Here is a 25,221-nt window from a genome sequence, read left to right as displayed (position 1 = left end):
GCCAGGCGCGTTGGCAAAGGCACAATAGCCACCCATGAATACGGCAGCCCCCCCCCCCCCCCCCCCTTCCACCGATACCCGCGCCCTGATGCACCGCCTGGGCCAGCAAGCCCGCCAGGTCAGCGCCCGCATGGCCATTGCCAGCGCCAGCGCCAAAGCCCAGGCCCTGCACACGCTGGCCGGTTTGCTGCGCCAGCACACGGACGCCTTGCAAACCGAAAACGCCCGCGACATTGAGCGCGCCCGCGCCGCCGGGCTGGCCGAGCCGATGATCGACCGCCTCCTGCTCACCCCCAAGGTGCTGGAGACCGCCGCCCAAGGCTGCGAGCAACTGGCCGCCATGCCCGACCCTATTGGCGAAATCACCGGCATGCGCCAGCGCCCCAGCGGCATCCGCGTGGGGCAAATGCGCGTGCCGCTGGGCGTGTTCGGCATGATTTACGAAAGCCGCCCCAACGTCACCATCGAAGCGGCCAGCCTGGCCATCAAAAGCGGCAACGCCTGCATCCTGCGCGGCGGCAGCGAGGCCATCACCTCCAATCAGGCGCTGGCGGCACTGGTGCGCCAGGCGCTGGCAGCAGCGGGTCTGCCTGAAGACGGCGTGCAGCTCGTGCCCACCACTGATCGCGCCGCCGTCGGCCAGCTCATTGCCATGCCCGAGTTCGTCGATGTCATCATCCCGCGCGGCGGCCGCGGCCTGATCGAGCGCATCAGCAGCGAAGCGCGCGTGCCCGTCATCAAGCACCTGGACGGCATCTGCCACACCTATGTGGACGAGCCATGCGACATCGAGCAGGCCCTGACGGTGGCCGACAACGCCAAAACCCAGAAATACAGCCCCTGCAATGCCACTGAAACCCTGCTGGTAGCGCGCGGCGTGGCGGCGCAGTTTTTGCCGCGCATGGCCGCCATCTACGCCGCCAAAGGCGTGCAAATGCGCGTGACGGACGAAGCCGCACCGCTGGTGCAAACCGCAGGCGCGGACATCACCGCCGCCACCGAAGACGACTGGAGCAGCGAATATCTGGCCCCCATCATCAGCATCAAAATCGTCGCCGGGCTGGACGAGGCCATCGCCCACATCAACCGCTACGGCAGCGGCCACACCGACGCCATCCTCACCACCAGCCACCCGCACGCCCAGCGCTTTTTGCGCGAAGTCGATTCCGCCAGCGTGATGGTCAACGCCAGCACCCGCTTTGCCGACGGCTTTGAATACGGCCTGGGCGCGGAAATCGGCATCAGCACCGACAAATTCCACGCCCGCGGCCCCGTCGGCGTGGAGGGGCTGACCTCGCTCAAATACATCGTGCTGGGCGAAGGGCACATTCGCCAATAACGCAAACCCGCCCTTTTATACAAATCAAGATAAAAACAACTTCATACCCATCAAGCCTAAATTGGCATGATATTTTTCCAATTGATTTGCAATAAAAGGCCCGCAACCCCATTTCTCGGCCCGCCACCGCAGGCGATTTTTATGCCATCATCGCGCCCGCCCCAAGCGCCCCTCCCGTGGGTGCCTGGGGTGCCGTTACATCTCCCACAACTTCAAGGACGACAATGAAACACCTCACCCGCCGCGCCTGCATGGCCGCCGCCGCACTGACCCTGGGCCTGGCCACCGCTGGTAGCGCCCTGGCCCAGGCCAACAACTTCCCCAACAAACCCATCCGCATCCTCGTGCCCTTTGCCGCTGGCGGCACCACCGACATCATCACCCGCGCCGTCTCCGACACGCTGGGCAAAGAGCTGGGCGTGGCCGTCGTGGTCGATAACAAAGGCGGCGGCGGCGGCGTCATCGGCGCGACCGAAAACGCCCGCGCCAACCCCGATGGCTACAGCCTCAGCATCGCCACCGTCTCCACCGTCGCCACCGCGCCAGCCATCAACCCCAATGTGAAGTACAACCCCGTGGCCGACTTCACCCCCATCATCAACATCGCCGCCACGCCCAACGTCCTCGTCGTCAACCCCAGCTTCCCAGCCAAGAGTTACGCCGAATTCGCCAAGGAAGTCGGCAGCAAGCCCGGCCAGTATTCCTACGCCTCCTCGGGCACCGGCAGCATCCAGCACATGCTGATGGAGCTGGTCAAAACCCTGGCCAAGCTGGACATGCAACACATCCCCTACCGCGGTGCAGGCCCGGCCCTCAACGACGTGGTTGCCGGCCAGGTGCCCATGCAGTTGGACAACCTGCCCTCCTCCATGGCCTACATCAAGAGCAACCGCCTGCGCGCCATCGCCGTGGCCGCGCCCGAGCGCCTCAAAGCCCTGCCCGATGTGCCCACCTTCAAGGAAGTCGGCCTCGAGCCTGCCAACCGCATGGCCTTCTACGGCCTGGTCGGCCCCAAAGGCATGCCCGCTGAAGTCGTGCAAAAACTCAACGCCGCGATGAAAAAAGCCCTGCAAGACCCGGCCGTGCGCAAGCGCATTGAGGACACCGGCTCCTTCATCGTCGCCAACACCCCGGAAGAATTCGCCCAGCAAATCAAGGACGAATTCGCCGTCTATAAAGACGTGGTCGTGCAGCAAAACCTCAAGCTGAACTGATCGCCCACCCAAACACGCTCTAAAGCCACGGGCATCCCCCGGTCAGCCGCCCTTGACCGGGGGATGTTTTTTTATCCCCCCTTTCCCGCACCACGCCCAGCCCGCGCCCGCCCGCCATGCCCCACACCCCTGCCCCCGGCCACGCGCCCCACAACGGCTGCGGCTGCACCCACGGCCACAGTCACAGTCACGAGCACGGCCACGACTCCAGCCATTCGCACCACCATCACGACCACGCGCGCCCTCGCAGCATCTACATCTACTCCCCCTCGGGCGCCGTGCAAGACCGCGCCGCCTTCCGCCGTGGCCTGCGCCGCCTGGGCCAGGCGGGCTTTGACGTCACCGTCGATGAAGCCGCCCTGGCGCGCCACACCCGCTTTGCCGGCACCCACGCCCAGCGCCTGGCCGCCATCGAACGCGCCGCAGACAGCGGCGCAGACCTCGCCCTCATCAGCCGCGGCGGCTACGGCCTCAACCACCTGCTGCCCGACATCGACTACCCCCGCCTGGCCGCCGCCATCGACCGCGGCACCGCCTTCATGGGCTTTAGCGACTTCACCGCCTTGCAACTGGCGCTGTGGCAGCGCACCGGCCGCATCACCTGGGCCGGCGCCAGCCTGGGCGCCGACTGGGGCGCGCCCGAAGGCGTGGACGAAATCACCCAAGCCTGCTTTGAAGACGTCGCCCTGGGCGTAGGCGAAGGCACCGGCTGGCGCATCGGCAAAGACTGCGCCGCCTACCAAGGCCTGCACATCGATGCCGCCACCCTCTGGGGCGGCAACCTCTGCGTGCTCACCTCGCTGGTGGGCACGCCCTGGATGCCGCAAATCGACGGCGGCATCCTGTTTCTGGAAGACGTGGCCGAGCCGCCCTACCGCATCGAGCGCATGCTGATGCAACTGGAGCAAGCGGGCATCCTGCAACGCCAGCGCGCCATCGTGCTGGGCCAGTTCACCGACGCGCGCGTGACCGCGCACGACCGCGGCTTCAACCTCGCCAGCCTCACCGCCGCGCTGCGCCAGCGCCTGCCCATCCCCGTGCTCACCCGCCTGCCCTTCGGCCACGTGCGCACCAAAGTCTGCCTGCCCTTCGGCGCCACCGTGCAACTGGGCGTGACCGAGCGCGAAGCGTTCATTGTTTGGGGGCATGTCTGAGAGCCTGCCCAGCCCTCCAATTTCGAAAGAAAACTCACTCTCCACCCATTAAGCCAAAAACAGTCTATTTCTTTGCCCTTGAAATAGAAAATAAATTGCAAACCAAAGCAAATCGCACTTGTTATGCCCCATGCCAAAAGCACGTTATTTTTTTGCTTTTGATATGAAAAATACCCCCCTCTCCCCGCCCTGTGCGCAGGCGGCTTTGCGTGCGCTGCGCGCTGTGCTGGGCGCGGCGGGCGCGGCGGCTTTGCTGGCGCTGCTGGCACTGGTGGGGGCGGCGGTCTTGCTGCGCTATGGGCCGTGGTTGGGCGTGCGTTGGGTGGGGGCCGATGAATTGGCCGTCTGGCTGCACCTGGCCATGATTGCCCTGGCCGCGCCGCTGGCATTGGGCAGCAGCCTGTCGATGCGGCTGGATGTGTTGCGCCAGGCCCTGCCGCCAGCGGGCCGGGCAGTGTGCGACGCCTTGGCCGATGCGCTGACGCTGCTGAGCGCCTGGGTGATTGCCACCGGCGCGTGGCAGTTGGTGCAGGCGCTGGGCGGCGCTTCGCCTGCGCTGGGCCTGCCCGAGTGGTGGCGGCTAGCGCTGTTTCTGCCCTGCGGCGCGCTGCTGGCCCTGCATGTGGCTTTGCTACGCCTGAGCGAGGGGCGCGGGCGGCTTTTGTTGGCGGCGGCGGCGCTGGCGGGCGGCGTGGCCTGGGGCGCGCCAAGCGCTGGCTGGTGGGCGGCCCTGCCCTGGCCGCCCAGCGCGGCGGCGGCGCTGGTGGCGGCGCTGGGCATGGCGGTGGCGGCCCCGCTGCCCCACGCTTTTCTGGCGGCGGCGTGGCTGAGCATTCCGCTTTCGGCCGCGCAAGGCGGCGCGTTGAGCGCGCCGGTGCTGTTCAACGCGGCTGTGCATGGCATGTCGCCTTTTTTGCTGCTGGCGATTCCGTTTTTTCTATTGGCGGGGGCCTGGCTGACGGCTTCGGACATGGCGGCGCGGCTGGTGCGGCTGGCCGCTGCGCTGGTGGGGCACTGGCGCGCCGGGCTGGCGCAGACGACGCTGCTGACTTCGGTGTTTTTCTCCGGCGCGTCCGGCTCCTCCGTCGCCAACGCCGCGTTCGGCGCAACGACTTTCCAGCGCGAGCTGGTGCAGCACGGCTACCCGCCTGCGCGGGCGGGGGCGCTGATCGCGGCGGCCTCGGTGCTGGATAACCTCATCCCCCCTTCCATCGCCTTGCTGATTCTGGCCTCCGTCACGCAATTGCCGGTCGGACGGCTGTTTGTCACCGGCGCATATGCCGGGCTGCTCATGGCCTTGTGCCTGGGGCTGGCTTTCCACTGGACGGCCAGGCGCGCCGAGCCTCGGGCCGCCCCGGCCCTCACGCCAAACCCCACGCAAAACCCCACGCCAACAAACGCGCCGCCCGCTGCCCGCCCGGCCCGCGCCAGCGCTGCCCAGCGCCGCGCCGCCGCCGTGGGCGCGCTGCCTGCGCTGGGGCTGGCCGTGATCGTGCTGCTGGGCATCCGCCTGGGCCTGGTGACGACGACCGAGGCCGCCGCCTTGGCCGCGCTCTACACCCTGGGCCTGAACCTGTGGCAGCGCAGCGGCGCGCGCGCGCTGTGGCAGGCCGTGCGCCACAGTGCAACAGAGGCCGCGGCCATTGCCTTGCTCATTGGCTCGGCCGCACCGCTGGCGTTTTTGCTGGCGCTTGATGGCATCCCTGCCGCTTTGGCGCAATGGTCGTCGCAGTGGGCCAGCAGCCTGGGCGCGGGCGTGGCGCCTGTGGCGCTGATGGCGTGTTTGCTGCTGTTGGCCGCCGGCCTGGTGCTGGATATTGGCGCGGCCATCGTCTTGCTCGCGCCGCTGCTGCTGCCCTTGGCGGTGCAGGCCGGTGCCGATCCGGTCGCGTTTGGCGTGGTGATGGTGGTGGCGCTGATGATTGGCGGCCTCACGCCGCCGGTGGGCTTGCTGGTGTTCGTCGTCGCGGGCGTCAGCGGCGTGCCCGCCCGGCAGGTGTTTGCCGCGGGCTGGCCGTATCTGCTGGCCCTGCTGGCGGCGCTGGCCTTGCTGTGCGCCACATTGCTCTAGAGCGTGTTATGCACTTTGCGCTCTCGCGGGGGGCGAAAAGTGCATAACACGCTCTAGCGGGCTGCCAGCGCCTGTTCCCAGGCCCTATGCACCCGGACGGTGTTACATTGGCTTGCACTGCGCCCGCCCCCGCCGATGCTGCGCCGGGGGCCTTTCTTTTCATTCACTCGCCCCTTGCCGCCATGACTTTCTTGCAACTGCTGGGTATTGCCGCCCTGACTGTGGTGTTGTTATGCGTGTTGCTGCTGCTGGCGCTGCGTTATGCGCTGCCGTGGTGGATCAAGCGCAAGCTGCTGGCCAATCTGGGGGCGGCCGAGCTGGTGACGCCCGTGGCTGCGCGCGTGCGCCTGCAACGCCAGAACCTGCAATGGCAGCAAGAGGGCATGCCTGCGCTGGTTCAGGCGCTCAAGCAAGCGGGCTACCAATCGGCCGGGCGTTATGAGGTGGATGCGCTGCCGTTCATGCAACTGTGGGCGGGCACCCATGCCGATGGCAGCTTTGCTGTGGCCTACGACCACCCGCAATTGCCGCCGTGGTTTGACCTGGCGCGCCGCAACCGGCAGGGCGTGCATGCGGGCGTGAGCACCTCTTTGGTGCCAGACCCGGCCTTTATCCCTGACGAGTGGAACATCCTGCACGATGCCAGCCTGACGCCGCGCCAGGCGCACGAGGCGCTGCACCAGTTGGCGCTGCCGGGCGAGCCGCTGCCCATCCAGCCGCGCAGCTTTGCCAAGGCGTACGAGATCATGTACGCCATGAGCGCCGACCACGCGCTGGCCGGGCCGCCGCCAACCTTGCAAGCCATGCTGGACAAAAGCGCGCGGCTGGCCCGCGCCATCGGCAAGCCGCCGCCAGCGCCCACGCCCGAGCAGCAAAACATCGCGCTGGAGCATCAGCGCCTCACCTGGCGCAGCGCGCTGGACGAGGCGCTGCTGGACCACTTCCTGCACAGCGGCGCGCTCAGCGCCGTCGAGTTCGAGCAGGTGCGCGATACGGTGTGCATCGTGCACGAGCGCCTGACGCAAGAGGAGGTGATCGACATCGCCCTGCGCGCCAGCCCGCTGCACGCGCCCAACCCCGCCATGGCCCAGGCGCTGGAGGCGTGCCGCAGCGCCGATGCGCGCTTTGACGCCATCCAGAACCTGCTGCCGCCTTCGCAGCGGCTGCGTTTACTCGGCCAGGTCAGCCGCCCCCTGCCTGCGCGCATTTACGACAGTCGCCCCGCCTATGCGCCCGATGAGGATGAGCAAGACGATAGCCCCCTGCCTGCGCCCGAACAGGCTTGACGGGGCAAATCAAAAATAACAAACCAACAGAAAATAAAATAAATACCCATCATGCCGAAACAAGGCATTTTTATTTCTTTTTGATTTGTAAAAAAGACAGGAGCACGCATAAAAAACCTGCCCTCGCCATCGTGGCGCGGGCAGGCTTTTTTGATGCGGCTGCGCCGCAAGCCCTGGGCTCAGGTCAATTGCCCGTGGCAATTCTTGTACTTCTTGCCGCTGCCGCACGGGCAGGGATCGTTGCGGCCCACGCGCGGCACCTGCTGCGCTGGCTCGCCGTCGGCAAAGGCGGCCTCGGCATTGGTGTGGTCGATGGCGCGCTGGGTGAAGGCCTCGGCCTGGTCCTCCATCTGTTCGGCCGCTTGCTCGACCTCGGCGGGGTCCTGGATCTTCACGCGCATGATGATGCGGGTGATTTCGCTGCTGGCGCCGTCGATCATCAGGCGAAACAGCTCGAAGGCTTCGCGCTTGTACTCCTGCTTGGGCTGCTTTTGCGCAAAGCCGCGCAGGTGGATGCCCTGGCGCAGGTAATCGAGCGCGCTGAGGTGCTCGCGCCAAGCGTGGTCGAAGGTTTGCAGCAGCACCACGCGCTCGAAGTGGTTGAAGCGCTCGGCGCCGACCTGGGCGACTTTCTGCTCATAGGCGGCGTTGGCCGCTTCCAGCACGCGATCGAGCACATCCTCGGCGGTGATGGAGTCGGCCGCCTGCACCTGCGCGGCCAGATTCAGGTGCAAATCCCAATCCTGCGCCAGCTCGGCATCAAGTGCGGCCACGTTCCATTGCTCCTCCATCGAATCGGCGGGCACATGGCGATGCACCAAATCGGTAAAGGTGGCCTGGCGCATGCCCGCCACCACTTCGGCCACGCTGGCCGCATCCAGGATTTCGTTGCGCTGGGCGTAAATGACTTTGCGCTGCTCGTTGGCAACGTCGTCGTAATCGAGCAATTGCTTGCGGATGTCGAAGTTGCGCGCCTCGACCTTGCGCTGGGCCGATTCGATGCTGCGCGTGACCATGCCCGCCTCGATGGCTTCGCCTTCGGGCATCTTCAGCCGCTCCATGATGGCGCGCACGCGGTCGCCCGCGAAGATGCGCATCAGCGGGTCGTCCAGCCCCAGATAAAAGCGCGAGGAGCCAGGGTCGCCCTGACGGCCCGAGCGGCCGCGCAACTGGTTGTCGATGCGGCGCGATTCGTGGCGCTCGGTGGCGATGATGCGCAGCCCGCCCAGCTCCTTGATCTTGGCGTTGTCGGCCTTCCACTGCTGGCGCAAGGCGTCGATTTGCTGCTGGCGCGCGGCCTCGTCCAGCGCCTCGTCGGCCTCCAGCGCGGCCACTTGTTTTTCGATGTTGCCGCCCAGCACGATGTCGGTGCCGCGCCCGGCCATGTTGGTGGCGATGGTGATCATGCCCTCGCGCCCGGCCTGGGCAATGATGTCGGCTTCGCGCTCGTGCTGCTTGGCGTTGAGCACCTGGTGCGCCAGGCCCGCCTGGGTCAGCAGGTTGGAGATGATTTCGGAGTTTTCGATGGAGCTGGTGCCCACCAGCACCGGCTGGCCGCGCTCGTGGCATTCGCGGATATCGGCAATGGCGGCGGCGTATTTCTCGCGCGTGGTTTTGTAAACGCGGTCGAGCTGATCCTCGCGCTGGCTCTTGCGGTTGGGCGGGATGATGACGGTTTCCAAGCCGTAGATTTCCTGGAACTCATAGGCCTCGGTATCGGCCGTGCCCGTCATGCCGGCGAGCTTGCCGTACATGCGGAAGTAGTTCTGGAAGGTGATGGAGGCCATGGTGGTGTTTTCGGCCTGGATGCGCACGCCCTCCTTGGCTTCGACGGCTTGGTGCAAGCCCTCGCTCCAGCGCCGCCCGGCCATCAGGCGGCCGGTGAATTCATCGACGATGATGACTTCGTCGTTTTGCACCACGTAATGCTCGTCGCGGTTGTAGAGCGTGTGCGCGCGCAACGCGCCGTAGAGGTGGTGCACCAGCATGATGTTGCTGGGGTCGTAGAGCGAGGAGCCTTCGGCCAGCAGGCCATGCTCGGCCAGGATGCGCTCGGCCGTTTCGTAGCCCTGGTCGGTCAGGTGCACCTGGCGCGCTTTCTCGTCCACCGTGTAGTCGCCCGGGGTGATCACGCCCTCGCCCGTGCGCGGGTCGGCCTCGCCCTCCTGGCGCACCAGTTGCGGCGCGATGGCGTTCATGGCCAGATAGACCCTGGTGTTGTCCTCGGCCGGGCCGCTGATGATCAGCGGCGTACGCGCTTCGTCAATGAGGATGGAGTCCACCTCGTCCACGATGGCGTAATGCAGGCCGCGCTGCACGCGGTCGGCCGCTTCATAGACCATGTTGTCGCGCAGGTAGTCGAAGCCGTATTCGTTGTTGGTGCCGTAGGTGATGTCGGCCTGGTAGGCCGCTTGCTTGACCTCTTTGGGCAGGCTGGCGAGGTTGATGCCCACAGTCAGGCCCAGGAAGTTGTAAAGCCGCCCCATCCACTCGGCATCGCGGCGCGCCAGGTAGTCGTTGACCGTCACCACATGCACGCCCTTGCCTTGCAAGGCGTTGAGGTACACGGGCAGCGTGGAGGTCAGCGTCTTGCCCTCGCCGGTGCGCATTTCGGCGATCTTGCCGTAGTGCAGCGCCATGCCGCCGATGAGCTGCACGTCGAAATGGCGCATCTTCATCACACGCTTGGAGGCTTCGCGCACCACAGCGAAGGCTTCGGGCAACAGATGGTCGAGGCTTTCGCCCTGCGCCAGGCGCTGCTTGAATTGCGCCGTCTTGGCCGTCAGGGCTTCGTCGCTGAGCTGCTCCAGCTCAGGCTCCATGGCGTTGATGCGATTGACCGTTTTGCGGTACTGCTTGAGCAGCCGGTCGTTGCGGCTGCCGAATAGCTTGGTAAGTAAGTTCGCCATAAAAATGACCGCCAGAAGCGCCCAAACGCAATGTGCGCCCAGCCAGCGGCGTATTCCTCAAGTTCCAATCTGAACGGGGGCGCAAAGCCCCCAAAAAAGCACTGCCCATTCTAGAGCGTGTTAGGCACGCCACACCCGCCAGAACAAAGCGCGCCGGCAGCATGCACAGCGCGCCAAGCAAGGCGAAATTGCCAATCAAAAGAAATGAAATTTGCCTGTTTTGGCATTATTTTCGCGAATCGCACTTTCCCTTGATTTGTAATAAAGCGCAGCGCCCTGCTGCACAGCGCCGCCCCTCAGCTAAGGGCATGCGGGCACGATTCAAGGCCCCGTGTGCGCACAAATGCGCCGCTCACTGGCGTTGCGCCAGCAAATCCGACCAATCGGCCTTCTGGCCTGCCTTCAGAAAGCGCTGGGGGTTTTGCTGCTGGCCGTTGAGCAGCACCTCGAAATGCAAATGCGCGCCGGTGGAGCGGCCGGTGCTGCCGACTTCGGCGATTTTGTCGCCACGGCGCACCACGTCGCCGCGCTGGGCCAGCAGGCGCGAGGCGTGGGCATAGCGCGTGATGAGGTTGTTGCCGTGGTCGATCTCCAGCATGTGGCCGTAGGCGTGGTGGTATTCGTGGGTGATGACGATGCCGCCCGCCGCCGCCAGGATGGGCGTGCCCACGGGCGCCTGGAAATCCAGCCCCATGTGCTGGGCTTTGCGGCCGGTGAAAGGGTCGATGCGCGTGCCAAAACCCGAACCCACCGCGCGCCCGGGCAAGGGGCGTGTGGTGGGGATCATGCGGCGATCGAGAAAGTCGTTGAACAACTGATCTTCCGCCACAGTGAGGAAATCGGCCTGCGCGGTGATGCGCGCGTCCATCAGCGCCATCAAGTGCTGCAACTCCTGGCGCTCCAGCGGCGCATCGCCCACCAGCGGGCCGCCCGCGCCCCCGGCAAAGCCGCTGAGCAAGGCCGGGCTATCGGCCACCGAGGCGGGCGTGAAAGGCGCGGACGGCGCAGGCACCCCCGCCAGCTCGGCCACGCGGTCGGAAAACGACTGCAATTGCACCAGCCGCGCCTGCATGTCGCCCAGGCGGCGGGCCATTTCGTCCATATCCTGGCGCATCTGGGCGCGCTCTTGCTCCAGCGGATCGGGCGCGGCTGCGGCGATTTGCAAGGCCGGGGGCTCGGCCGCATCCGCTACCCCCTGCTGCGCCGTGGCGGCAGCCTCGCGCCACGACGGCTGCAACAGCAGCGCCGTTGCGCCCCCGGCGGCGAATAACAGCGCCAGCCCCAGCAGCAAGCCCCAAACGGGCAGGCGCAGGCAGCGGCTTCGCGCTAAACGTGCATCGGTAATAATCAATTGCATGGTGAAAATTGCTTTCAGTAGGCTGGGGCGCGGTCGCGGGCCGCAATGGCCCGGGCAGTGCTGAAGGCGCTTGTGCCGCATCGTCGCATCGTCATGACCAAGCCCTCTTACCCCTTTGCCACTGGGCTGCAAGCCGTACGCCAGACGCCTTCGACTTCCGAGCGCACCCGCATCGACACCCGCGTGGGCCAGTCGCCGCTGCTGATGCAGTTGGCGCAGCAGGCGCGGCAATCGCAGCAAGTCCTGGCGCGCCTGCGGCCCTTGCTGCCCGCGCCGCTGCGTGAAGCGGTGCAGGCCGGGCCTTTGGAGGGCGATCAATGGTGCGCGATTGTGCCAAATTCGGCTGTGGCGGCCAAAATGCGCCAGCTCATCCCCACCTTGCTGGCGGCGCTGGCCGAGCCTGACGAAGCTGCCCAAGTGCCCTTGCCGGTCATCACCCGCATCCGCCTGCGCGTGGCGCGGGGCGATTATTGAGGAGGGCACGCCATGGAGCAGTCCGCGACAGATCAGTCCGTCGAAACCCACCCCTTCGCCCCGGTGCTGCCGCCGCAGGCGACGGTGATGATGATGGGGTCGTTTCCGCCCACGGCAGACAAGCGCAGCATGGCGTTTCACTACCCCAATTTCCAAAACGACATGTGGCGCATTTACGGGCTGGTGTTTTTCGACGACCCGATGCACTTTCAGGACGGGCAGGCCAAGCGTTTTGATGCCCAGCGCATCCGCGCTTTTTTGCAAGAGCGGGGCATTGCCCTGTGCCCGACGGTGCGCCGCGCCATTCGCCAGCGCGGCAATGCTTCGGATGCGTTTTTGCAAGTGGTGGAAGCGGTCGATCTGCCCGCCGTGCTGGCGCAGGTGCCGCATTGCCAGGCGCTGTTCACCACCGGGGGCAAGGCGACGGAGGTACTGCTGGAGGCGCTACACGCGCAACAGGATGGGCGACTGAGCGAGCCACCCGATACACCCCGCCCCACGCCGCCACGCAAGGCGCTCAAAACGGGGCAAAGCATGGATTTCCCCTACGCGGGCCGGGCGCTGCGGCTGTTTCGCCTACCCTCCACATCACGCGCTTACCCGCTGAGCCTGGCGCGCAAGGCCCAGGCGTACCGGGCGTTTTTTCAGCAGGCGGGGCTGCTGGAATAATCAAAATTACCAATCAAAAGGAAATAGAAACACCCTATTTCGGCATTGTGGCATTCGAGTTGAATTCACTTTGATGTGAATTTAGCCCGTACGAACGCCCATGACTCAACCTGGCTCAGGCAAGGGCAAATCGCTGATCTCGGCGGCCAGCGCCAGCAGTTGGCGCGCGGCGTTGTCCACCAGGGCCGCGCCTTGCTCGGCGGTGGCGGCCAGGGCGTTGCCCGCCGCGCCGTCGCGGTTGTAGTCCTGCATCATCCAGCCCATTTTGGCGCTGTGGCCGTTGCCCACGATGGGGTAGCGCTGGGCGCGCCACTGGGCGCTGGTGTCAAAGCGCGCGGCGTGCTGCATGCGCACGCGCTCGGGGTGCAGGTGCAGCATGAGGGCGGTTTCCTCCTGACCGCCGTGGATGCCAAAGCGCGCCTCGTGCGCATCAGGCTGCAGGGCGGGCGGGCGCGGCAGTTGCCACCAGCTTGTGCTGTAGGTCAGCAGGCCGTGCTGCTGGCGCAATTGGCGCGCCACGATGTCCATCACGCTGACCTGGCCGCCGTGGCTGTTGAAGATCAGCAGCCGCCGCAGGCCGCTGGCGGCCACGCTGGCGCCGATGTCGCCCCACAGGCCGATGAGGGTGTGGATGGAGAGCGTGAGCGTGCCGGGGAAGCTGGCGTGCTCGGGGCTGAAGCCGATGGCTTGCAGTGGCAAAAACAACAGCGGCGGGCGCTGGCCCTCGGCCATGCCCAGCCACTCTTGGCGCGCGGCGGCGACGATGCCGGCGGTGATGGCGGCATCGACACACAGAGGCAGGTGCGGGCCGTGCTGCTCGGTCGCGCCCACGGGCAGGATGGCAACGCTGCGCGCGCGCAAGGCGGCGCTGGCCCGGGCGAAGTCGCGCGTGCCCAGCGCATCCCAATCGGGGCTGGGCCAGTGCTCCAGCGGGGGCGTTTCGTTCATGGCTGGGGTGCGACCTGGTGGGTGAGCTGCAAGAGCACATCCAGGATGAAGAAATGGTCGTCAAAAAAGCGCTCGGGCATGGCGGCAATGGCGTCGATGGGCACCCACAGCGCGGTGCGGGCATCGTCGCCGCCTTGCACGCGCGGCGGCTCGCCATAGCCCAAATCGAAGTGGAAAACCTGGGTGACAACGCGCCCGCGCAGGCTGCGGTCGGGGTGGTCGAACACCCGGATGCCGCGCAGCGCCTGACGCCAGGCGGCTTCATCCAGCGCCAGCGCGGTTTCTTCGCGCAGCTCGCGCAGGCAGGACTGCCACAGCGTGTCGCGCGGCTCCAGAAAGCCGCCGGGCAGCGCATACAAGCCTTTGCCGGGTAGTTGCCCGCGCTCGACCAGCAACACCCGCCCCTGGCATTGCACCAGCGCATCGACGGTGACGAAGGTGGGCGGATAAGGCGCTGCCGCCCAGGATTGGCGGTAGTCGCGCAGCATCTGCCACTCCTGCTGCAACTGGGCAAAGTTCTCATCGCGCCCGCGCTCGCCGCCTGCGCGCCATTGCAGGAGCCATTGGGCCACGGCCTCGGGCACATGCCGGCGCAGCGCGGCGGCCAGAGCGGGGGTGTCGGGGGCGGCGAACAAGGCGTCACGCACGCTGGTGGCGTCGGTCTGCCCCTGGCGGGGGAAGTCCAGCAATTGCCAGCCGGGGAACTGGGCCAGATAGGCGCTGCTGGCGTCCTTGAAATGGCCTACCAGTGCAATGCGCGGCGGCGCATCGGCAACGCCGCCCACCGGCGCCACCGCTGCCGCGCCATGCGTGCGCACCCATTGCGCCACGGCGCTACGCACGGCCTGTACCCAGCGGGCTTCATCGTAAAAGTCGCGCATGGGCAAAAAGTGCACGCGGGCGCGCTCGTCCTCGGGCAAGGCTGCATGCAGCATGGCCTGGCGCTCTTGCCAGGTGAAGGGGTTTTTGGGCGTGCGCGCCTGGTGCGCGGAGCCAAGCACGACGACGACCTGTCGCGCCGCTGCCAGCGCATGGCGCAGCATGGCCAAATGGCCGTTGTGCGGCGGCTGCATGCGGCCGATGAAAACGGCCACGTCCCATGTGGGGCTTGGGGGTGCGCTCATGCGGCCTCCTCAAATGTGGGTGGTGCGTAGGTGGCAGTACAGGGGATACGCCCGTGCGCGTTCAGGCGGGCATGCCGACTTGAAAGACCTGGCGCAGATAGTCCAGAAACGTCTGGTCCTCGCACAGCAGCTTGCCGGGCGTGTCCGAGATCTTGGCCACCGGCTGGCCATTGGCGCGCGTGAGCTTCATGACGATGGACAGGGGCTGAAGCCCCATGTTGTTGGTCAACTGCGTGCCGATGCCAAAGCCGCACTGGGTGCGATCGGCAAAGTGGTGGTAGATGCGCAGCGCCTCGGGCACCGTCAACCCGTCGGAGAACACCAGCCGTTTGGCGTGGGGATCGATGCGCAGCTTGGCGTAATGCGCCAGCGCCTTTTCGCCCCAGACGATGGGGTCGCCCGAATCGTGGCGCAAGCCGTCGAACAGCTTGGCGAAGTACAAATCGAAGTCGCGCAAAAACGCATCCATGCCCACGGTATCGGTCAAGGCGATGCCCAAATCGCCCCGGTACTCCTGCACCCAGCTCTCCATCGCCGCTTTCTGGAAGTTGCGCAACTGCACCACGCCCAGCGCCTGGTAGGTCTGAAAATACTCGTGCGCCATCGTGCCGATGGGCACGATGCCCAAATCCATAGCCAGGCGCACGTTGGAGGTGCCTTTGAACCATTGCGGCGTTTCCTCGGCAAAGGTTTTAACCACGTGGTATTGCCAGGCGCGCGAGTAGCGCCGGCGCACGCCGAAGTCGAACAGCTCGAACGGGTGGCGCAGCGCCGCCTCGCGGCCCAGGGTTTTGAGTTCCTCCACATTGGCGCTCAAGCGCCGCTGCCCTTCGGCCAGCGCGGCCTGGGCGTCGAACTGGCGAAAGTACAGCTCGTTGACGATGGCCAGCACGAAAATCTCGAACGCCATCACATGCACTTGCGGGCCTTTGGCCTCGATACGCAGCGCATCGCCCTCCACGCGGGCCTGGATGAACGCGCGCTGGAACTGGAAGATGCGCAAGAAATCGATGAAGTCCGATTTGATGAAGCGCAAGCCGCCCAGGTAATGCAGCTCCTGCTCGGTAAAACGCAGTTGGCAGAGGTGATCGAGTTCCGCGTTCACCGCGTCAATCAGGCCCGCCAGCGCAAATTCGGGCTTTTGGCGGCACACAAAGCGGTATTCCGCCTGCACCTGCGGGTGCCGGTGCAGCATCGCCTGCCACATGGTGAACTTGTAGAGATCGGTATCGAGCAAGCTGGTGATGATGGGTTGCGCCATTGGAGGGGTGCCCCTAGTAGTGCGAAAAACGCGGAAACAAAGCCGTGCAACAGGCCGGACGGAAGGCGCGCTAGTGTAGAGCGGTAGAGCGTGCCGCGGACTGCACCACCTGCGCCGCACGCCCGGGCGCGTACACTTTTCGCATCATGCCCCCGCCCCGCCCCCCTGCCCTGCTGCCCTCCCCCACCGAGCGCTTCCACGCCTTCGACGCCCTGGCCACGCTGCTGGCCGTGGTCGATGGCGATGGGCGGGTGCTGTTCGTCAACGCCGCGCTGGAGGACGCGCTGCACCTCTCGCGCCAGCATCTGGCGGGCCTGCCAGTGTTTCACTTCGCTGGCGATGCGGCGGCGCTGCGCGGCGCGCTGCAAGCGGTGGCGCGGCAGGAGCTGGCCTCGCTGCGCTACGACGATGAGCTGCGCGGCCCCGGCGGCGAAGCCTTGCCGGTGCACGTGACCATCTCCGCAGGCGAGTGCGAGGGGGAGTTTCTGCTCGAATGCCTGCCGCGCGCCCAGCAAGCGCGGCAGGACCACGAGGAGCGTCTGCTGGACCAGACGCAAGCCAGCAAGGAGCTGCTGCGCAACCTGGCGCATGAGGTGAAGAACCCGCTGGGCGGCATTCGCGGCGCGGCGCAGCTGCTGGAGATGGAAACAGACCACGACCCCAGCCTGCGCGAGTACACCCAGGTCATCATCCACGAGTGTGACCGCCTGCAGGCGCTGGTGGACCGCCTGCTGGCGCCGCACCGCCACCGCCAGCGACTGGCGCCCGTCAACATCCACGAAGTATGCGAGCGCGTACGCGCCCTGGTGCTGGCCGAGTTTGCCCCAGGGCTGCGGCTGGAGCGTGATTACGACATCTCCATCCCACCCCTGCATGGCGACCGCGAACAGCTCATCCAGGCCGTGCTCAACATCACGCGCAATGCCGCGCAGGCGCTGGCCGTGCGCCGCGCGGCAGGCGATGCGCTGATCCGCTTCAAAACCCGCGTGGCGCGGCAAATCACCATCGGCAAAACCCGCCACCGGCTGGCCCTGCGGCTGCACATCATCGACAACGGCCCCGGTGTGCCCGAGGCCATTCGCAGCCGGGTGTTCCTGCCCCTGGTCTCGGGCCGCGACGATGGCACCGGCCTGGGCCTGGCGCTGGCGCAAACCTTCGTGCAGCAGCACGGCGGCCTGATCGAGCTGCACAGCCAGCCCGGGCAGACCGATTTCCGCATCCTCCTTCCCCTGCCCTGAACCGCCCCCGCAGCCCATGACCACCGCCGAAACTTCCGACGTCCGCGACGCCCTCGCACCGCCCATCTGGATCGTGGACGACGACCCCTCCATCCGCTTCGTGCTGGAAAAGGCGCTGGCGCGCGAGCGCCTGCCCACGCGCAGCTTCAGCCACGCGGGCGAAGCGCTTGAGGCGTTGACCCAGGCCGCCCAGGGCGGGGCGGGCCAGACGCCGCAGGCGCTGGTCAGCGACATCCGCATGCCCGGCGGCTCCGGCCTGGAGCTGCTGGCGCAAATCAAGGCCCGGCTGCCCAGCCTGCCCGTCATCATCATGACCGCCTACTCCGACCTGGACAGCGCCGTGGCCGCCTTCCAGGGCGGCGCATTCGAATACCTGCCCAAGCCCTTCGACGTGCCGCAGGCCGTGGCGCTGATCCGCCGCGCCATGCAGGAAAACCCCCGCCCCCCGCACACCCCGCCGCCCGCCCCCGCCGCGCCCGAAATGCTCGGCCAGGCCAGCGCCATGCAAGAAGTGTTTCGCGCCATAGGCCGCCTCTCGGCCAGCCATGCCACCGTGCTCATCACCGGCGAATCGGGCAGCGGCAAGGAGCTGGTGGCGCGCGCGCTGCACCGGCACTCGCCGCGCGCGGGCGGCCCCTTCATCGCCATCAACACCGCCGCCATCCCCAAAGACCTGCTGGAAAGCGAGCTGTTCGGCCACGAGCGCGGCGCCTTCACCGGCGCGCAGGCCCTGCGGCGCGGGCACTTCGAGCAGGCCGAAGGCGGCACGCTGTTTCTGGACGAAATCGGCGACATGCCGCTGGAGCTGCAAACACGCCTGCTGCGCGTGCTCTCGGACGGGCACTTCTACCGCGTGGGCGGGCACAGTCCCATCCAGGCCCGCGCGCGCGTCATCGCCGCCACCCACCAAAGCCTGGAGCAGCGCGTGGCCAGCGGCAGCTTCCGCGCCGACCTGTTTCACCGCCTCAACGTCATCCGCCTGCGCCTGCCGCCGCTGCGCGAACGCCGCGAAGACATCGCCGCGCTGGCCCAGCACTTTCTGCACACCAGCGCGCGCCAGCTGGGCGTGCAGGCCAAGCGCCTAAGCCCGGCCGCGCTGCGGCATCTGGAAGGCTTCGACTTCCCCGGCAACGTGCGCCAGCTGGAAAACATCTGCCACTGGCTCACCGTCATGGCCCCCGCCACCGCCATCGAAGCCAAAGACCTGCCGCCCGAAGTGCTGCACGCGCCGCCCGCGCCAGAAACGCCCGCGCCCGCCGACGCCGACGCCGATACCGGCAACGGCGCAAACGCCAGCGCCGCCTGGGAGCGCGCCCTGCACGCCCAGGCCGCACAACTGCTCGCCCAGGGCCAGCCCCATGTCTGGGAACAACTCATGCGCCGCGCCGAAGCGCAACTGCTGCGCGCCGCCCTGGCCAGCACCCAAGGCCGCCGCATCGAAGCCGCGCAACGCCTGGGCATTGGCCGCAACACCCTCACCCGCAAACTCCAGGAGCTGGGGCTGGACGGCGGCTGATCGGCCCGCCTGTCATGCGGCGCACCCCAATTTCTAAATCAAAAGGAAAATAAATATGCCATTTTCGGCAGTATGGTATTAGAGTGATTTTTCCTTTGATTGAAATGTCGCGCCAGGGCAATTCCAATTCTCATGAAGACACTCTCTGCAAGCGCCACCTCGTCACTCCCGCGAGGGCAAGCCGTGCGCGGGAATGACGAGCTAAAACACCGACGCGGCGCTGGCGCCCCCCCCCGGATTGCCGCATGCGCACCAATTCACAACAGACGCCCCGGCCACGCCACGACGCCACCCAAAGGGCGATCCGCGTGCCTCAAAGGGGCAGGTCGCTGAACCCCATCAGGAACTCGTCAATGGCACGGGCGGCTTGCCTTCCCTCGCGGATCGCCCAGACAACCAACGATTGGCCGCGGCGCATGTCGCCTGCGGCGAAGAGTTTGGGCACGTTGGTGGCGTAGCCGCCGGTGGGCTCGGCGCTGGCCTGGGCGTTGCCGCGCGCGTCGGTTTGCACGCCAAAGGCGGCCAGCACGCTGGGCACGGGGCTGACGAAGCCCATGGCCAGCAGCACCAGGTCGGCCTTGAGGGTTTGCTCGCTGCCGGGCACTTCGCGCATTTGGCCGTCCTGCCATTGCACGCGCACGGTTTTGACGGCGGCAACGCGGCCTTTGTCCTTGCCTTTGCCGGGCACGAAGGCCTTGGTGGCGATGGCGAATTCGCGCGTGCAGCCTTCTTCGTGGCTGGTGCTGGTGCGCAGCTTGAGGGGCCAGTAGGGCCAGGTCAGGGCTTTGTTTTCCTGCTCGGGCGGCATGGGCATGAGCTCGAACTGGGTAACTTCGGCGGCGCCCTGGCGGCGGCTGGTGCCCACGCAATCGCTGCCGGTGTCGCCGCCGCCGATGACGATGACGTGCTTGCCCTCGGCGCGGATCTGGCCGGGCAGCGCGTCGCCCGCGTTGACTTTGTTTTGCTGGGGCAAAAACTCCATGGCGAAATGCACGCCGTCCAGCTCGCGGCCGGGCACGGGCAGGTCGCGGCTTTGCTCGGCCCCGCCGGTGAGCAGCACGGCGTCGAACTGGGCCATCAGGGTTTCGGGAGCGATGGTTTCACCGGCCCAGTTGGTGACTTTGCTGCCCGCGCCCAGGCCGTCGGGGCCTGCAACGAGCACACCGGTGCGGAAGGTGACGCCTTCGGCCTGCATTTGCGCAATGCGGCGGTCGATGTGGCTTTTGTCGAGTTTGAAGTCGGGGATGCCGTAGCGCAGCAGGCCGCCGGGGCGGTCGTTTTTCTCGAACAGGGTGACGGCATGCCCGGCGCGCGCCAGTTGCTGCGCGGCGGCCAGCCCGGCGGGGCCGGCGCCGACAATGGCGACGCGCTTGCCGGTTTTGTGCGCCGCAGGCCGGGGCTGCACCGCCCCGGCTTCCCAGGCGTGGTCGATGATGGCCTGCTCGATGGATTTGATGCCCACGGGCATGCTGTTGATGTTGAGGGTACAGGCGGCCTCGCAAGGCGCAGGGCAGATGCGGCCGGTGAATTCGGGGAAGTTGTTGGTGCTGTGCAGCACCTCCAGCGCGCTGGCCCAGTCCTGGCGGTAGATCAGGTCGTTGAAGTCCGGGATGACGTTGCCCAGCGGGCAGCCGTGGTTGCAAAACGGCGTGCCGCAGTCCATGCAGCGCGCACCCTGGGTCTGTGCCTGGGCTTCGTCAAGGGCGATGACGAATTCCTTGTAGTGCTTCAGCCGGGCTTGCACGGGCAGGTAGCCGGGCTCGATGCGTTGGTATTCCAGAAAGCCGGTGGGTTTTCCCATGATCGTGGTTCCTTTTTGGTGTGTGCGGACAGGCAGGCGCAGGCTCAGGCCCGCTGGCCGCTGGCGCGGGGGGCAGCCTTGGCGCTGTTCTTTGATCCGTCCTTGGGAGCGGCTTCAGCGGCCAGGGCGGGCGCCCGTTGGCGGCGCGCGTGCAGATCGGCCAGGGCGCGCCGGTATTCGTGAGGGAAGACCTTGACGAAGCGGCTGCGCGCGGCCTGCCAGTTGTCCAGCAGCTCGCGCGCGCGGCGGCTGCCGGTGGCGCGGTGGTGCGCTTCGAGCAGGGCGCGCAGCTGGGCGTCGTCGCTCTGGCCCTGGTGCCAGATGGCGCGGTCGATGCACGCCTCGTGCTCGTCGTGCGGCAGCACGCGCTCCAGGCTGACGCTGGCGGTGTTGCAGCAGCTGGCGAACAGGCCATCTTCGTCATAGACGTAGGCCACGCCGCCACTCATGCCGGCGGCGAAGTTGCGGCCCGTTTTGCCGAGCACGGCAACGGTGCCGCCGGTCATGTATTCGCAGCCGTGGTCGCCCACGCCTTCGACCACCGCCGTGGCGCCCGACAGACGCACGGCAAAGCGCTCGCCCGCCACGCCCGCGAAGAAGGCCTGCCCGCTGGTGGCGCCGAACAGGGCCGTGTTGCCCACGATGGTGTTGCGCGCGGCCTCGCCGCGAAAGTCCAGGCTGGGGCGCACGGCAATGCGGCCGCCCGAGAGGCCCTTGCCGGTGTAGTCGTTGGCCTCGCCGATCAGGTACAGGGTGATGCCGCGCGCCAGAAAGGCGCCGAAGGACTGGCCGCCCACGCCTTCGAGCTGCACGTGGATGCTGTCATCGGGCAGGCCCTCCGGGTGCAGGCGGGTGAGCGCGCCCGAGAGCATGGCTCCCACGCTGCGGTGGACGTTGCGCGCGGCTTCGATGAAGCGCACGCGTTCGCCTTTTTCAAGGGCCGGGCGGCTGCGCTCGATGAGCCGGTGATCCAGCGCATTGGTCAGGCCGTGGTCCTGCGCTTCGGCGTGGCGGCGCGGCACCTCATCGCCCACGCTGGGCTGGGCGAACAGGCGCGAGAAGTCCAGCCCCTTGGCCTTCCAGTGCGCCACGCCCTGGCGCATGTCCAGCAGGTCGCTGCGACCCACCAGCTCGTCAAAGGTGCGCACGCCCAGCTGGGCCATGATCTGGCGCACCTCCTCGGCCACGAAGAAGAAGTAGTTGATGACGTGCTCGGGCTTGCCAGCGAACTTGGCGCGCAGCGCCGGATCTTGCGTGGCCACGCCCACGGGGCAGGTGTTGAGGTGGCACTTGCGCATCATGATGCAGCCTTCCACCACCAGCGGCGCGGTGGCAAAGCCGAATTCGTCGGCCCCCAGCAGCGCGCCGATGACCACGTCGCGCCCGGTTTTCATCTGGCCGTCGGCCTGCACGCGAACGCGCCCGCGCAGGCGGTTGAGCACCAGGGTTTGCTGGGCTTCGGCCAGGCCAATCTCCCACGGGCTGCCCGCGTGCTTGATGCTGGACCAGGGCGATGCACCGGTGCCACCGTCGTGCCCGGCGATGACCACGTGATCGGCCTTGCACTTGGCCACCCCGGCGGCGATGGTGCCCACGCCCACTTCGCTGACCAGCTTGACGCTGATGTCCGCGTGCGGGGCCACGTTCTTCAGGTCGTGGATGAGCTGGGCCAGGTCTTCAATGGAATAAATGTCGTGGTGCGGCGGCGGCGAGATCAGGCCCACGCCGGGCACGCTGTGGCGCAGGCGGCCAATGTAGTCGGACACCTTGCCGCCGGGCAGCTGGCCGCCTTCGCCGGGTTTGGCGCCCTGGGCCATCTTGATCTGGATCTGGTCGGCGCTGACCAGGTATTCGGCAGTGACGCCAAAGCGTCCGGAGGCCACCTGCTTGATGCGGCTGCGCAAGGAATCGCCATCTTGCAGCGGCAGGTCCACCGCGACGTTTTCCGCGCCGATCACGCTGCCCAAGGTTTCACCCGCGCGGATGGGGATGCCCTTGAGCTCCTGGCGGTAGCGGCGCTCGTCCTCGCCACCTTCGCCGGTGTTGCTCTTGCCACCAATGCGGTTCATGGCCACGGCCAGCGTGGCGTGCGCCTCGGTGCTGATGGAGCCCAGCGACATGGCGCCGGTGGCGAAGCGCTTGACGATTTCGCTGGCAGGCTCAACTTCTTCCAGCGCGATGGCGCGCGCCGGATCGGTCTTGAACTCGAACAGGCCGCGCAGCGTCATCAGGCGGCGGCTCTGGTCGTTGATGAGCCGGGCGTATTCCTGGTAGGTGGCAAAACTGCCCGCGCGCGTGCTGTGCTGGAGCTTGGCGATGGCGTCGGGCGTCCACATGTGTTCCTCGCCGCGCGCGCGCCAGGCGTATTCGCCGCCCGCATCCAGCATGCGGGGCGCGGAGGAAGGCCCGGAGGCAGACGCATCGTGGCCGAAGGCGGCTTGGTGCAAGCGGATGGCTTCCTCGGCGATTTCGAACACGCCCATGCCTTCGACCCGGCTGGCGGTGCCGGTGAAGTACTGGCTGACCGTCTCGGCGTTGATGCCCACGGCCTCGAACAGCTGCGCGCCGCAGTAGCTCATGTAGGTGCTCACGCCCATTTTGGACATGATCTTGGACAGGCCCTTGCCCACAGCCTTGATGTAGTTGGCCACGGCCTTTTCAGGCGACAGCGCGCCCGCCAGCGGCTGGTGCATGTCGTGCAGGGTTTCGATGGCCATCCAGGGGTGCACGGCCTCGGCGCCGTAACCGGCCAGCACGGCGAAGTGGTGCACCTCGCGCGCGGTGCCGGTTTCCACCACCAGGCCGGTGGCGGTGCGCAGGCCCGTGCGCACCAGGTGCTGGTGGATGGCCGAGAGCGCCAGCAGCGCCGGAATGGCGATGCGGTCGGCGGCCACGTCGCGGTCGCTGACGATGAGGATGTTGGCCCCGTCGCGCACCGCGTCCACGGCGCGCGCGCACAGCGAGGCCAGGCGCGCCTGCACGCCGTCGCGGCCCCAGGCCAGCGGGTAGGTGATGTCGATCACCGCGCTCTTGAACTTGCCGTGCGTGAGCGCGGCGATGTCGCGCAGCTTGGCCATATCGGCCGCGTCCAGCACGGGCTGGCGCACTTCCAGCCGCATCGGCGGGTTGACCTGGTTGATGTCCAGCAAATTGGGCTTGGGGCCGATGAAGGACACCAGGCTCATCACGATGGCCTCGCGGATCGGGTCGATGGGCGGGTTGGTGACCTGCGCGAAAAGCTGGCGGAAGTAGTTGTACAGCGGCTTGCTGCGCGGCGAGAGCACGGCCAGCGGGCTGTCGTTGCCCATGCTGCCAATGCCTTCTTCGCCGTGTGCGGCCATGGGCGCGAGCAGGAATTTGAGGTCTTCCTGCGTGAAGCCGAACAGCTGCTGGCGCTGGCGCAGCGCCAGTGCGTGCGCAGGCAACGGCGCGGCGGCCACAGCGGCCGGGGCGGGCACGCTGTCCAGGCGCACGCGCAGGTTGTCGCTCCACTGCTGGTAGGGCTTGGCGCCAGCCACGCTGGCCTTGATCTCCTCGTCGTCGATCATGCGGCCTTGCTCCAGGTCGATCAGCAGCATCTTGCCCGGTTGCAGGCGCCATTTGCGCACGATGCGACTGTCGTCAATGGGCAGCACGCCCGCTTCGGAGCCGAGGATGACCAGGTCGTCGTCGGTGACCCAGTAGCGCGAGGGCCGCAGGCCGTTGCGGTCTAGCGTGGCGCCGATCTGCCGGCCATCGGTGAAAACCACGGATGCCGGGCCGTCCCACGGCTCCAGCATGGCCGCGTGGTATTCGTAGAAGGCGCGGCGGCGCGCGTCCATGCCCTCGTGCTGCTCCCACGGCTCGGGGATCATCATCATCATGGCCTGGCTGAGCGAGTAGCCCGCCATGGTCAGCAGCTCCAGGCAGTTGTCGAAGGTGGCCGTATCAGACTGGTCGGCGAAGCTGATGGGGTAGAGCTTTTGCAGATCCTCGCCCAGCACCGGGCTGCGCATCACGCCCTCGCGCGCGCGCATCCAGTTGTAGTTGCCCTTGACGGTGTTGATCTCGCCGTTGTGCGCCACGTAGCGGTAAGGGTGCGCCAGCGGCCATTCGGGGAAGGTGTTGGTGGAAAAGCGCTGGTGCACCAGCCCCAGGGCAGAGGCGCAGCGCGCGTCCTGCAAATCACGGTAGTACGTGCCCACCTGATGGGCCAGCAGCAGGCCCTTGTAGATCACCGTGCGGGTGCTCATGCTGGGCACGTAGTATTCCTTGCTGTGCTTGAGCCCCAGGCGCTGGATGGCGGCGCTGGCGGTCTTGCGGATCACGTAGAGCTTGCGCTCCAGCGCGTCCTGCACGATCACGTCGCCGCCGCGGCCGATGAAGACCTGGCGGATCACCGGCTCCTTCTCACGCACCGCCTCGCTCATGGGCATGGCGCGGTCCACCGGCACATCGCGCCAGCCCAGCAGCGTCTGGCCCTCGGCCTTGATGGCGCGCTCGAGCTCCTGCTCGCAGGCGCGGCGGCTGGCGTGCTCCTTGGGCAGAAACACCATGCCCACGCCGTACTCGCCCGCCGGGGGCAGCGCCACGCCCTGCTCGGCCATTTCCGCGCGGTACAGCGCATCGGGGATCTGGATCAGAATGCCCGCACCATCGCCCATCAACGGGTCGGCGCCCACCGCGCCGCGGTGGTCAAGGTTTTCCAGGATTTGCAGCGCCTGGGTGACGATGGCATGGCTTTTGACGCCCTTGATGTGGGCCACAAAGCCCACGCCGCAAGCATCGTGTTCGCGGGACGGGTCGTACAAACCCTGCTGGCGCAGCTGCTGCGCCTCGGACGCCTGGCTCATGGCGTACTCCTTCTTGTTCGGTTTTCTT

16 protein-coding genes are annotated in these 25,221 nt (G+C 67.0%); 9 read left to right on the top strand and 7 right to left on the bottom strand.

The annotated features are described in order from the left end of the window. Nucleotides 1–88: 88 nt before the first annotated feature. The 5 genes from EBQ26_RS09070 (at nt 89) to EBQ26_RS09050 (ending at nt 7,064) form a co-directional block, all read left to right on the top strand. Complete coding sequence (locus EBQ26_RS09070) at nt 89–1,339, top strand: glutamate-5-semialdehyde dehydrogenase (protein ID WP_122238697.1); 1,251 nt, start codon at nt 89–91, stop codon at nt 1,337–1,339. Nucleotides 1,340–1,563: 224 nt separating this feature from the next. Further along, complete coding sequence (locus EBQ26_RS09065; RefSeq protein WP_238944269.1) at nt 1,564–2,553, top strand: tripartite tricarboxylate transporter substrate binding protein BugE; 990 nt, start codon at nt 1,564–1,566, stop codon at nt 2,551–2,553. A 116-nt stretch (nt 2,554–2,669) separates the two neighbouring features. Then, nucleotides 2,670–3,707: an LD-carboxypeptidase gene (locus tag EBQ26_RS09060; protein WP_122238696.1), complete on the top strand. Its 1,038-nt coding sequence runs from the start codon at nt 2,670–2,672 to the stop codon at nt 3,705–3,707. 163 nt (nt 3,708–3,870) lie between these two features. After that, nucleotides 3,871–5,778: a TRAP transporter large permease subunit gene (locus EBQ26_RS09055; protein WP_122238730.1), complete on the top strand. Its 1,908-nt coding sequence runs from the start codon at nt 3,871–3,873 to the stop codon at nt 5,776–5,778. 182 nt (nt 5,779–5,960) lie between these two features. Further along, nucleotides 5,961–7,064, top strand: a complete 1,104-nt coding sequence (locus EBQ26_RS09050) for a hypothetical protein (RefSeq protein ID WP_122238695.1) — start codon at nt 5,961–5,963, stop codon at nt 7,062–7,064. A gap of 179 nt (nt 7,065–7,243) precedes the next feature. On the opposite strand, the gene secA is transcribed toward EBQ26_RS09050, so the two are convergent. Together secA and EBQ26_RS09040 are read right to left on the bottom strand one after the other, a co-directional pair. Next, nucleotides 7,244–9,973 carry a preprotein translocase subunit SecA gene (gene secA / locus EBQ26_RS09045; RefSeq protein ID WP_122238694.1) on the bottom strand — a complete coding sequence of 910 codons (2,730 nt, stop codon included), beginning with the start codon at nt 9,971–9,973 and terminating at the stop codon, nt 7,244–7,246. A 352-nt stretch (nt 9,974–10,325) separates the two neighbouring features. Continuing rightward, nucleotides 10,326–11,330, bottom strand: a complete 1,005-nt coding sequence (locus EBQ26_RS09040) for a M23 family metallopeptidase (RefSeq protein WP_122238693.1) — start codon at nt 11,328–11,330, stop codon at nt 10,326–10,328. 93 nt (nt 11,331–11,423) lie between these two features. On the opposite strand from EBQ26_RS09040, the gene EBQ26_RS12990 reads away from it, so the two are divergent. Together EBQ26_RS12990 and EBQ26_RS09030 are read left to right on the top strand one after the other, a co-directional pair. After that, nucleotides 11,424–11,804: a hypothetical protein gene (locus tag EBQ26_RS12990; protein WP_238944268.1), complete on the top strand. Its 381-nt coding sequence runs from the start codon at nt 11,424–11,426 to the stop codon at nt 11,802–11,804. A 12-nt stretch (nt 11,805–11,816) separates the two neighbouring features. After that, a complete protein-coding gene (locus EBQ26_RS09030; RefSeq protein ID WP_122238692.1) occupies nt 11,817–12,473 on the top strand; it encodes a DNA glycosylase in 657 nt (218 codons plus the stop codon). A gap of 105 nt (nt 12,474–12,578) precedes the next feature. Here EBQ26_RS09030 and EBQ26_RS09025 read toward each other — a convergent pair whose 3' ends face one another. The 3 genes from EBQ26_RS09025 to pncB all read right to left on the bottom strand — a co-directional run bounded on the left by EBQ26_RS09025 (nt 12,579) and on the right by pncB (nt 15,806). Then, nucleotides 12,579–13,421, bottom strand: coding sequence for a creatininase family protein (locus tag EBQ26_RS09025; RefSeq protein WP_122238691.1), 843 nt, complete (start codon nt 13,419–13,421; stop codon nt 12,579–12,581). Beyond that, nucleotides 13,418–14,545 (bottom strand): bifunctional nicotinamide-nucleotide adenylyltransferase/Nudix hydroxylase, encoded by a 1,128-nt coding sequence (locus EBQ26_RS09020; protein ID WP_122238690.1) that lies wholly within the window; start codon nt 14,543–14,545, stop codon nt 13,418–13,420. Before EBQ26_RS09020 ends, EBQ26_RS09025 begins: the two co-directional genes overlap by 4 nt. A 61-nt stretch (nt 14,546–14,606) precedes the next feature. Next, nucleotides 14,607–15,806, bottom strand: a complete 1,200-nt coding sequence (gene pncB / locus EBQ26_RS09015) for a nicotinate phosphoribosyltransferase (RefSeq protein ID WP_122238689.1) — start codon at nt 15,804–15,806, stop codon at nt 14,607–14,609. Between the two features lie 146 nt (nt 15,807–15,952). Between pncB and glnL the strand changes: the two genes are divergently transcribed. Together glnL and ntrC are read left to right on the top strand one after the other, a co-directional pair. Next, on the top strand, nt 15,953–17,044 hold the full coding sequence (gene glnL / locus EBQ26_RS09010) for a nitrogen regulation protein NR(II) (RefSeq protein ID WP_122238688.1): 1,092 nt from the start codon (nt 15,953–15,955) through the stop codon (nt 17,042–17,044). Nucleotides 17,045–17,060: 16 nt separating this feature from the next. Next, nucleotides 17,061–18,560, top strand: coding sequence for a nitrogen regulation protein NR(I) (gene ntrC, locus EBQ26_RS09005; RefSeq protein ID WP_122238687.1), 1,500 nt, complete (start codon nt 17,061–17,063; stop codon nt 18,558–18,560). 313 nt (nt 18,561–18,873) lie between these two features. Here the strand turns inward: ntrC and EBQ26_RS09000 are convergent, their stop codons facing one another. Together EBQ26_RS09000 and EBQ26_RS08995 are read right to left on the bottom strand one after the other, a co-directional pair. Then, nucleotides 18,874–20,361, bottom strand: a complete 1,488-nt coding sequence (locus tag EBQ26_RS09000) for a glutamate synthase subunit beta (RefSeq protein WP_122238686.1) — start codon at nt 20,359–20,361, stop codon at nt 18,874–18,876. Between the two features lie 44 nt (nt 20,362–20,405). After that, nucleotides 20,406–25,193, bottom strand: coding sequence for a glutamate synthase-related protein (locus EBQ26_RS08995; RefSeq protein ID WP_122238685.1), 4,788 nt, complete (start codon nt 25,191–25,193; stop codon nt 20,406–20,408). Between the last annotated feature and the right edge of the window lie 28 nt (nt 25,194–25,221).

Source organism: Allofranklinella schreckenbergeri, from assembly GCF_003703475.1.
GTDB classification, from domain to species: domain Bacteria; phylum Pseudomonadota; class Gammaproteobacteria; order Burkholderiales; family Burkholderiaceae_C; genus Lampropedia; species Lampropedia schreckenbergeri.
Note: the sequence above shows the minus strand (reverse complement) of the source record. Positions and strands in the feature narration are given on the sequence as shown.

Excerpts from the sequence above, each read along its gene's own strand:
- EBQ26_RS09070 (WP_122238697.1), top strand. The coding sequence starts at position 89 with ATGCACCGCCTGGGCCAGCAAGCCCGCCAGGTCAGCGCCCGCATGGCC.
- EBQ26_RS09020 (WP_122238690.1), bottom strand. The coding sequence starts at position 14,545 with ATGAGCGCACCCCCAAGCCCCACATGGGACGTGGCCGTTTTCATCGGC.
- EBQ26_RS09025 (WP_122238691.1), bottom strand. The coding sequence starts at position 13,421 with ATGAACGAAACGCCCCCGCTGGAGCACTGGCCCAGCCCCGATTGGGAT.
- EBQ26_RS09060 (WP_122238696.1), top strand. The coding sequence starts at position 2,670 with ATGCCCCACACCCCTGCCCCCGGCCACGCGCCCCACAACGGCTGCGGC.
- EBQ26_RS09065 (WP_238944269.1), top strand. The coding sequence starts at position 1,564 with ATGAAACACCTCACCCGCCGCGCCTGCATGGCCGCCGCCGCACTGACC.
- pncB (WP_122238689.1), bottom strand. The coding sequence starts at position 15,806 with ATGGCGCAACCCATCATCACCAGCTTGCTCGATACCGATCTCTACAAG.
- secA (WP_122238694.1), bottom strand. The coding sequence starts at position 9,973 with ATGGCGAACTTACTTACCAAGCTATTCGGCAGCCGCAACGACCGGCTG.
- EBQ26_RS08995 (WP_122238685.1), bottom strand. The coding sequence starts at position 25,193 with ATGAGCCAGGCGTCCGAGGCGCAGCAGCTGCGCCAGCAGGGTTTGTAC.
- glnL (WP_122238688.1), top strand. The coding sequence starts at position 15,953 with ATGCCCCCGCCCCGCCCCCCTGCCCTGCTGCCCTCCCCCACCGAGCGC.
- EBQ26_RS09040 (WP_122238693.1), bottom strand. The coding sequence starts at position 11,330 with ATGCAATTGATTATTACCGATGCACGTTTAGCGCGAAGCCGCTGCCTG.
- EBQ26_RS09055 (WP_122238730.1), top strand. The coding sequence starts at position 3,871 with ATGAAAAATACCCCCCTCTCCCCGCCCTGTGCGCAGGCGGCTTTGCGT.
- EBQ26_RS09050 (WP_122238695.1), top strand. The coding sequence starts at position 5,961 with ATGACTTTCTTGCAACTGCTGGGTATTGCCGCCCTGACTGTGGTGTTG.
- EBQ26_RS09030 (WP_122238692.1), top strand. The coding sequence starts at position 11,817 with ATGGAGCAGTCCGCGACAGATCAGTCCGTCGAAACCCACCCCTTCGCC.
- EBQ26_RS09000 (WP_122238686.1), bottom strand. The coding sequence starts at position 20,361 with ATGGGAAAACCCACCGGCTTTCTGGAATACCAACGCATCGAGCCCGGC.
- EBQ26_RS12990 (WP_238944268.1), top strand. The coding sequence starts at position 11,424 with ATGACCAAGCCCTCTTACCCCTTTGCCACTGGGCTGCAAGCCGTACGC.
- ntrC (WP_122238687.1), top strand. The coding sequence starts at position 17,061 with ATGACCACCGCCGAAACTTCCGACGTCCGCGACGCCCTCGCACCGCCC.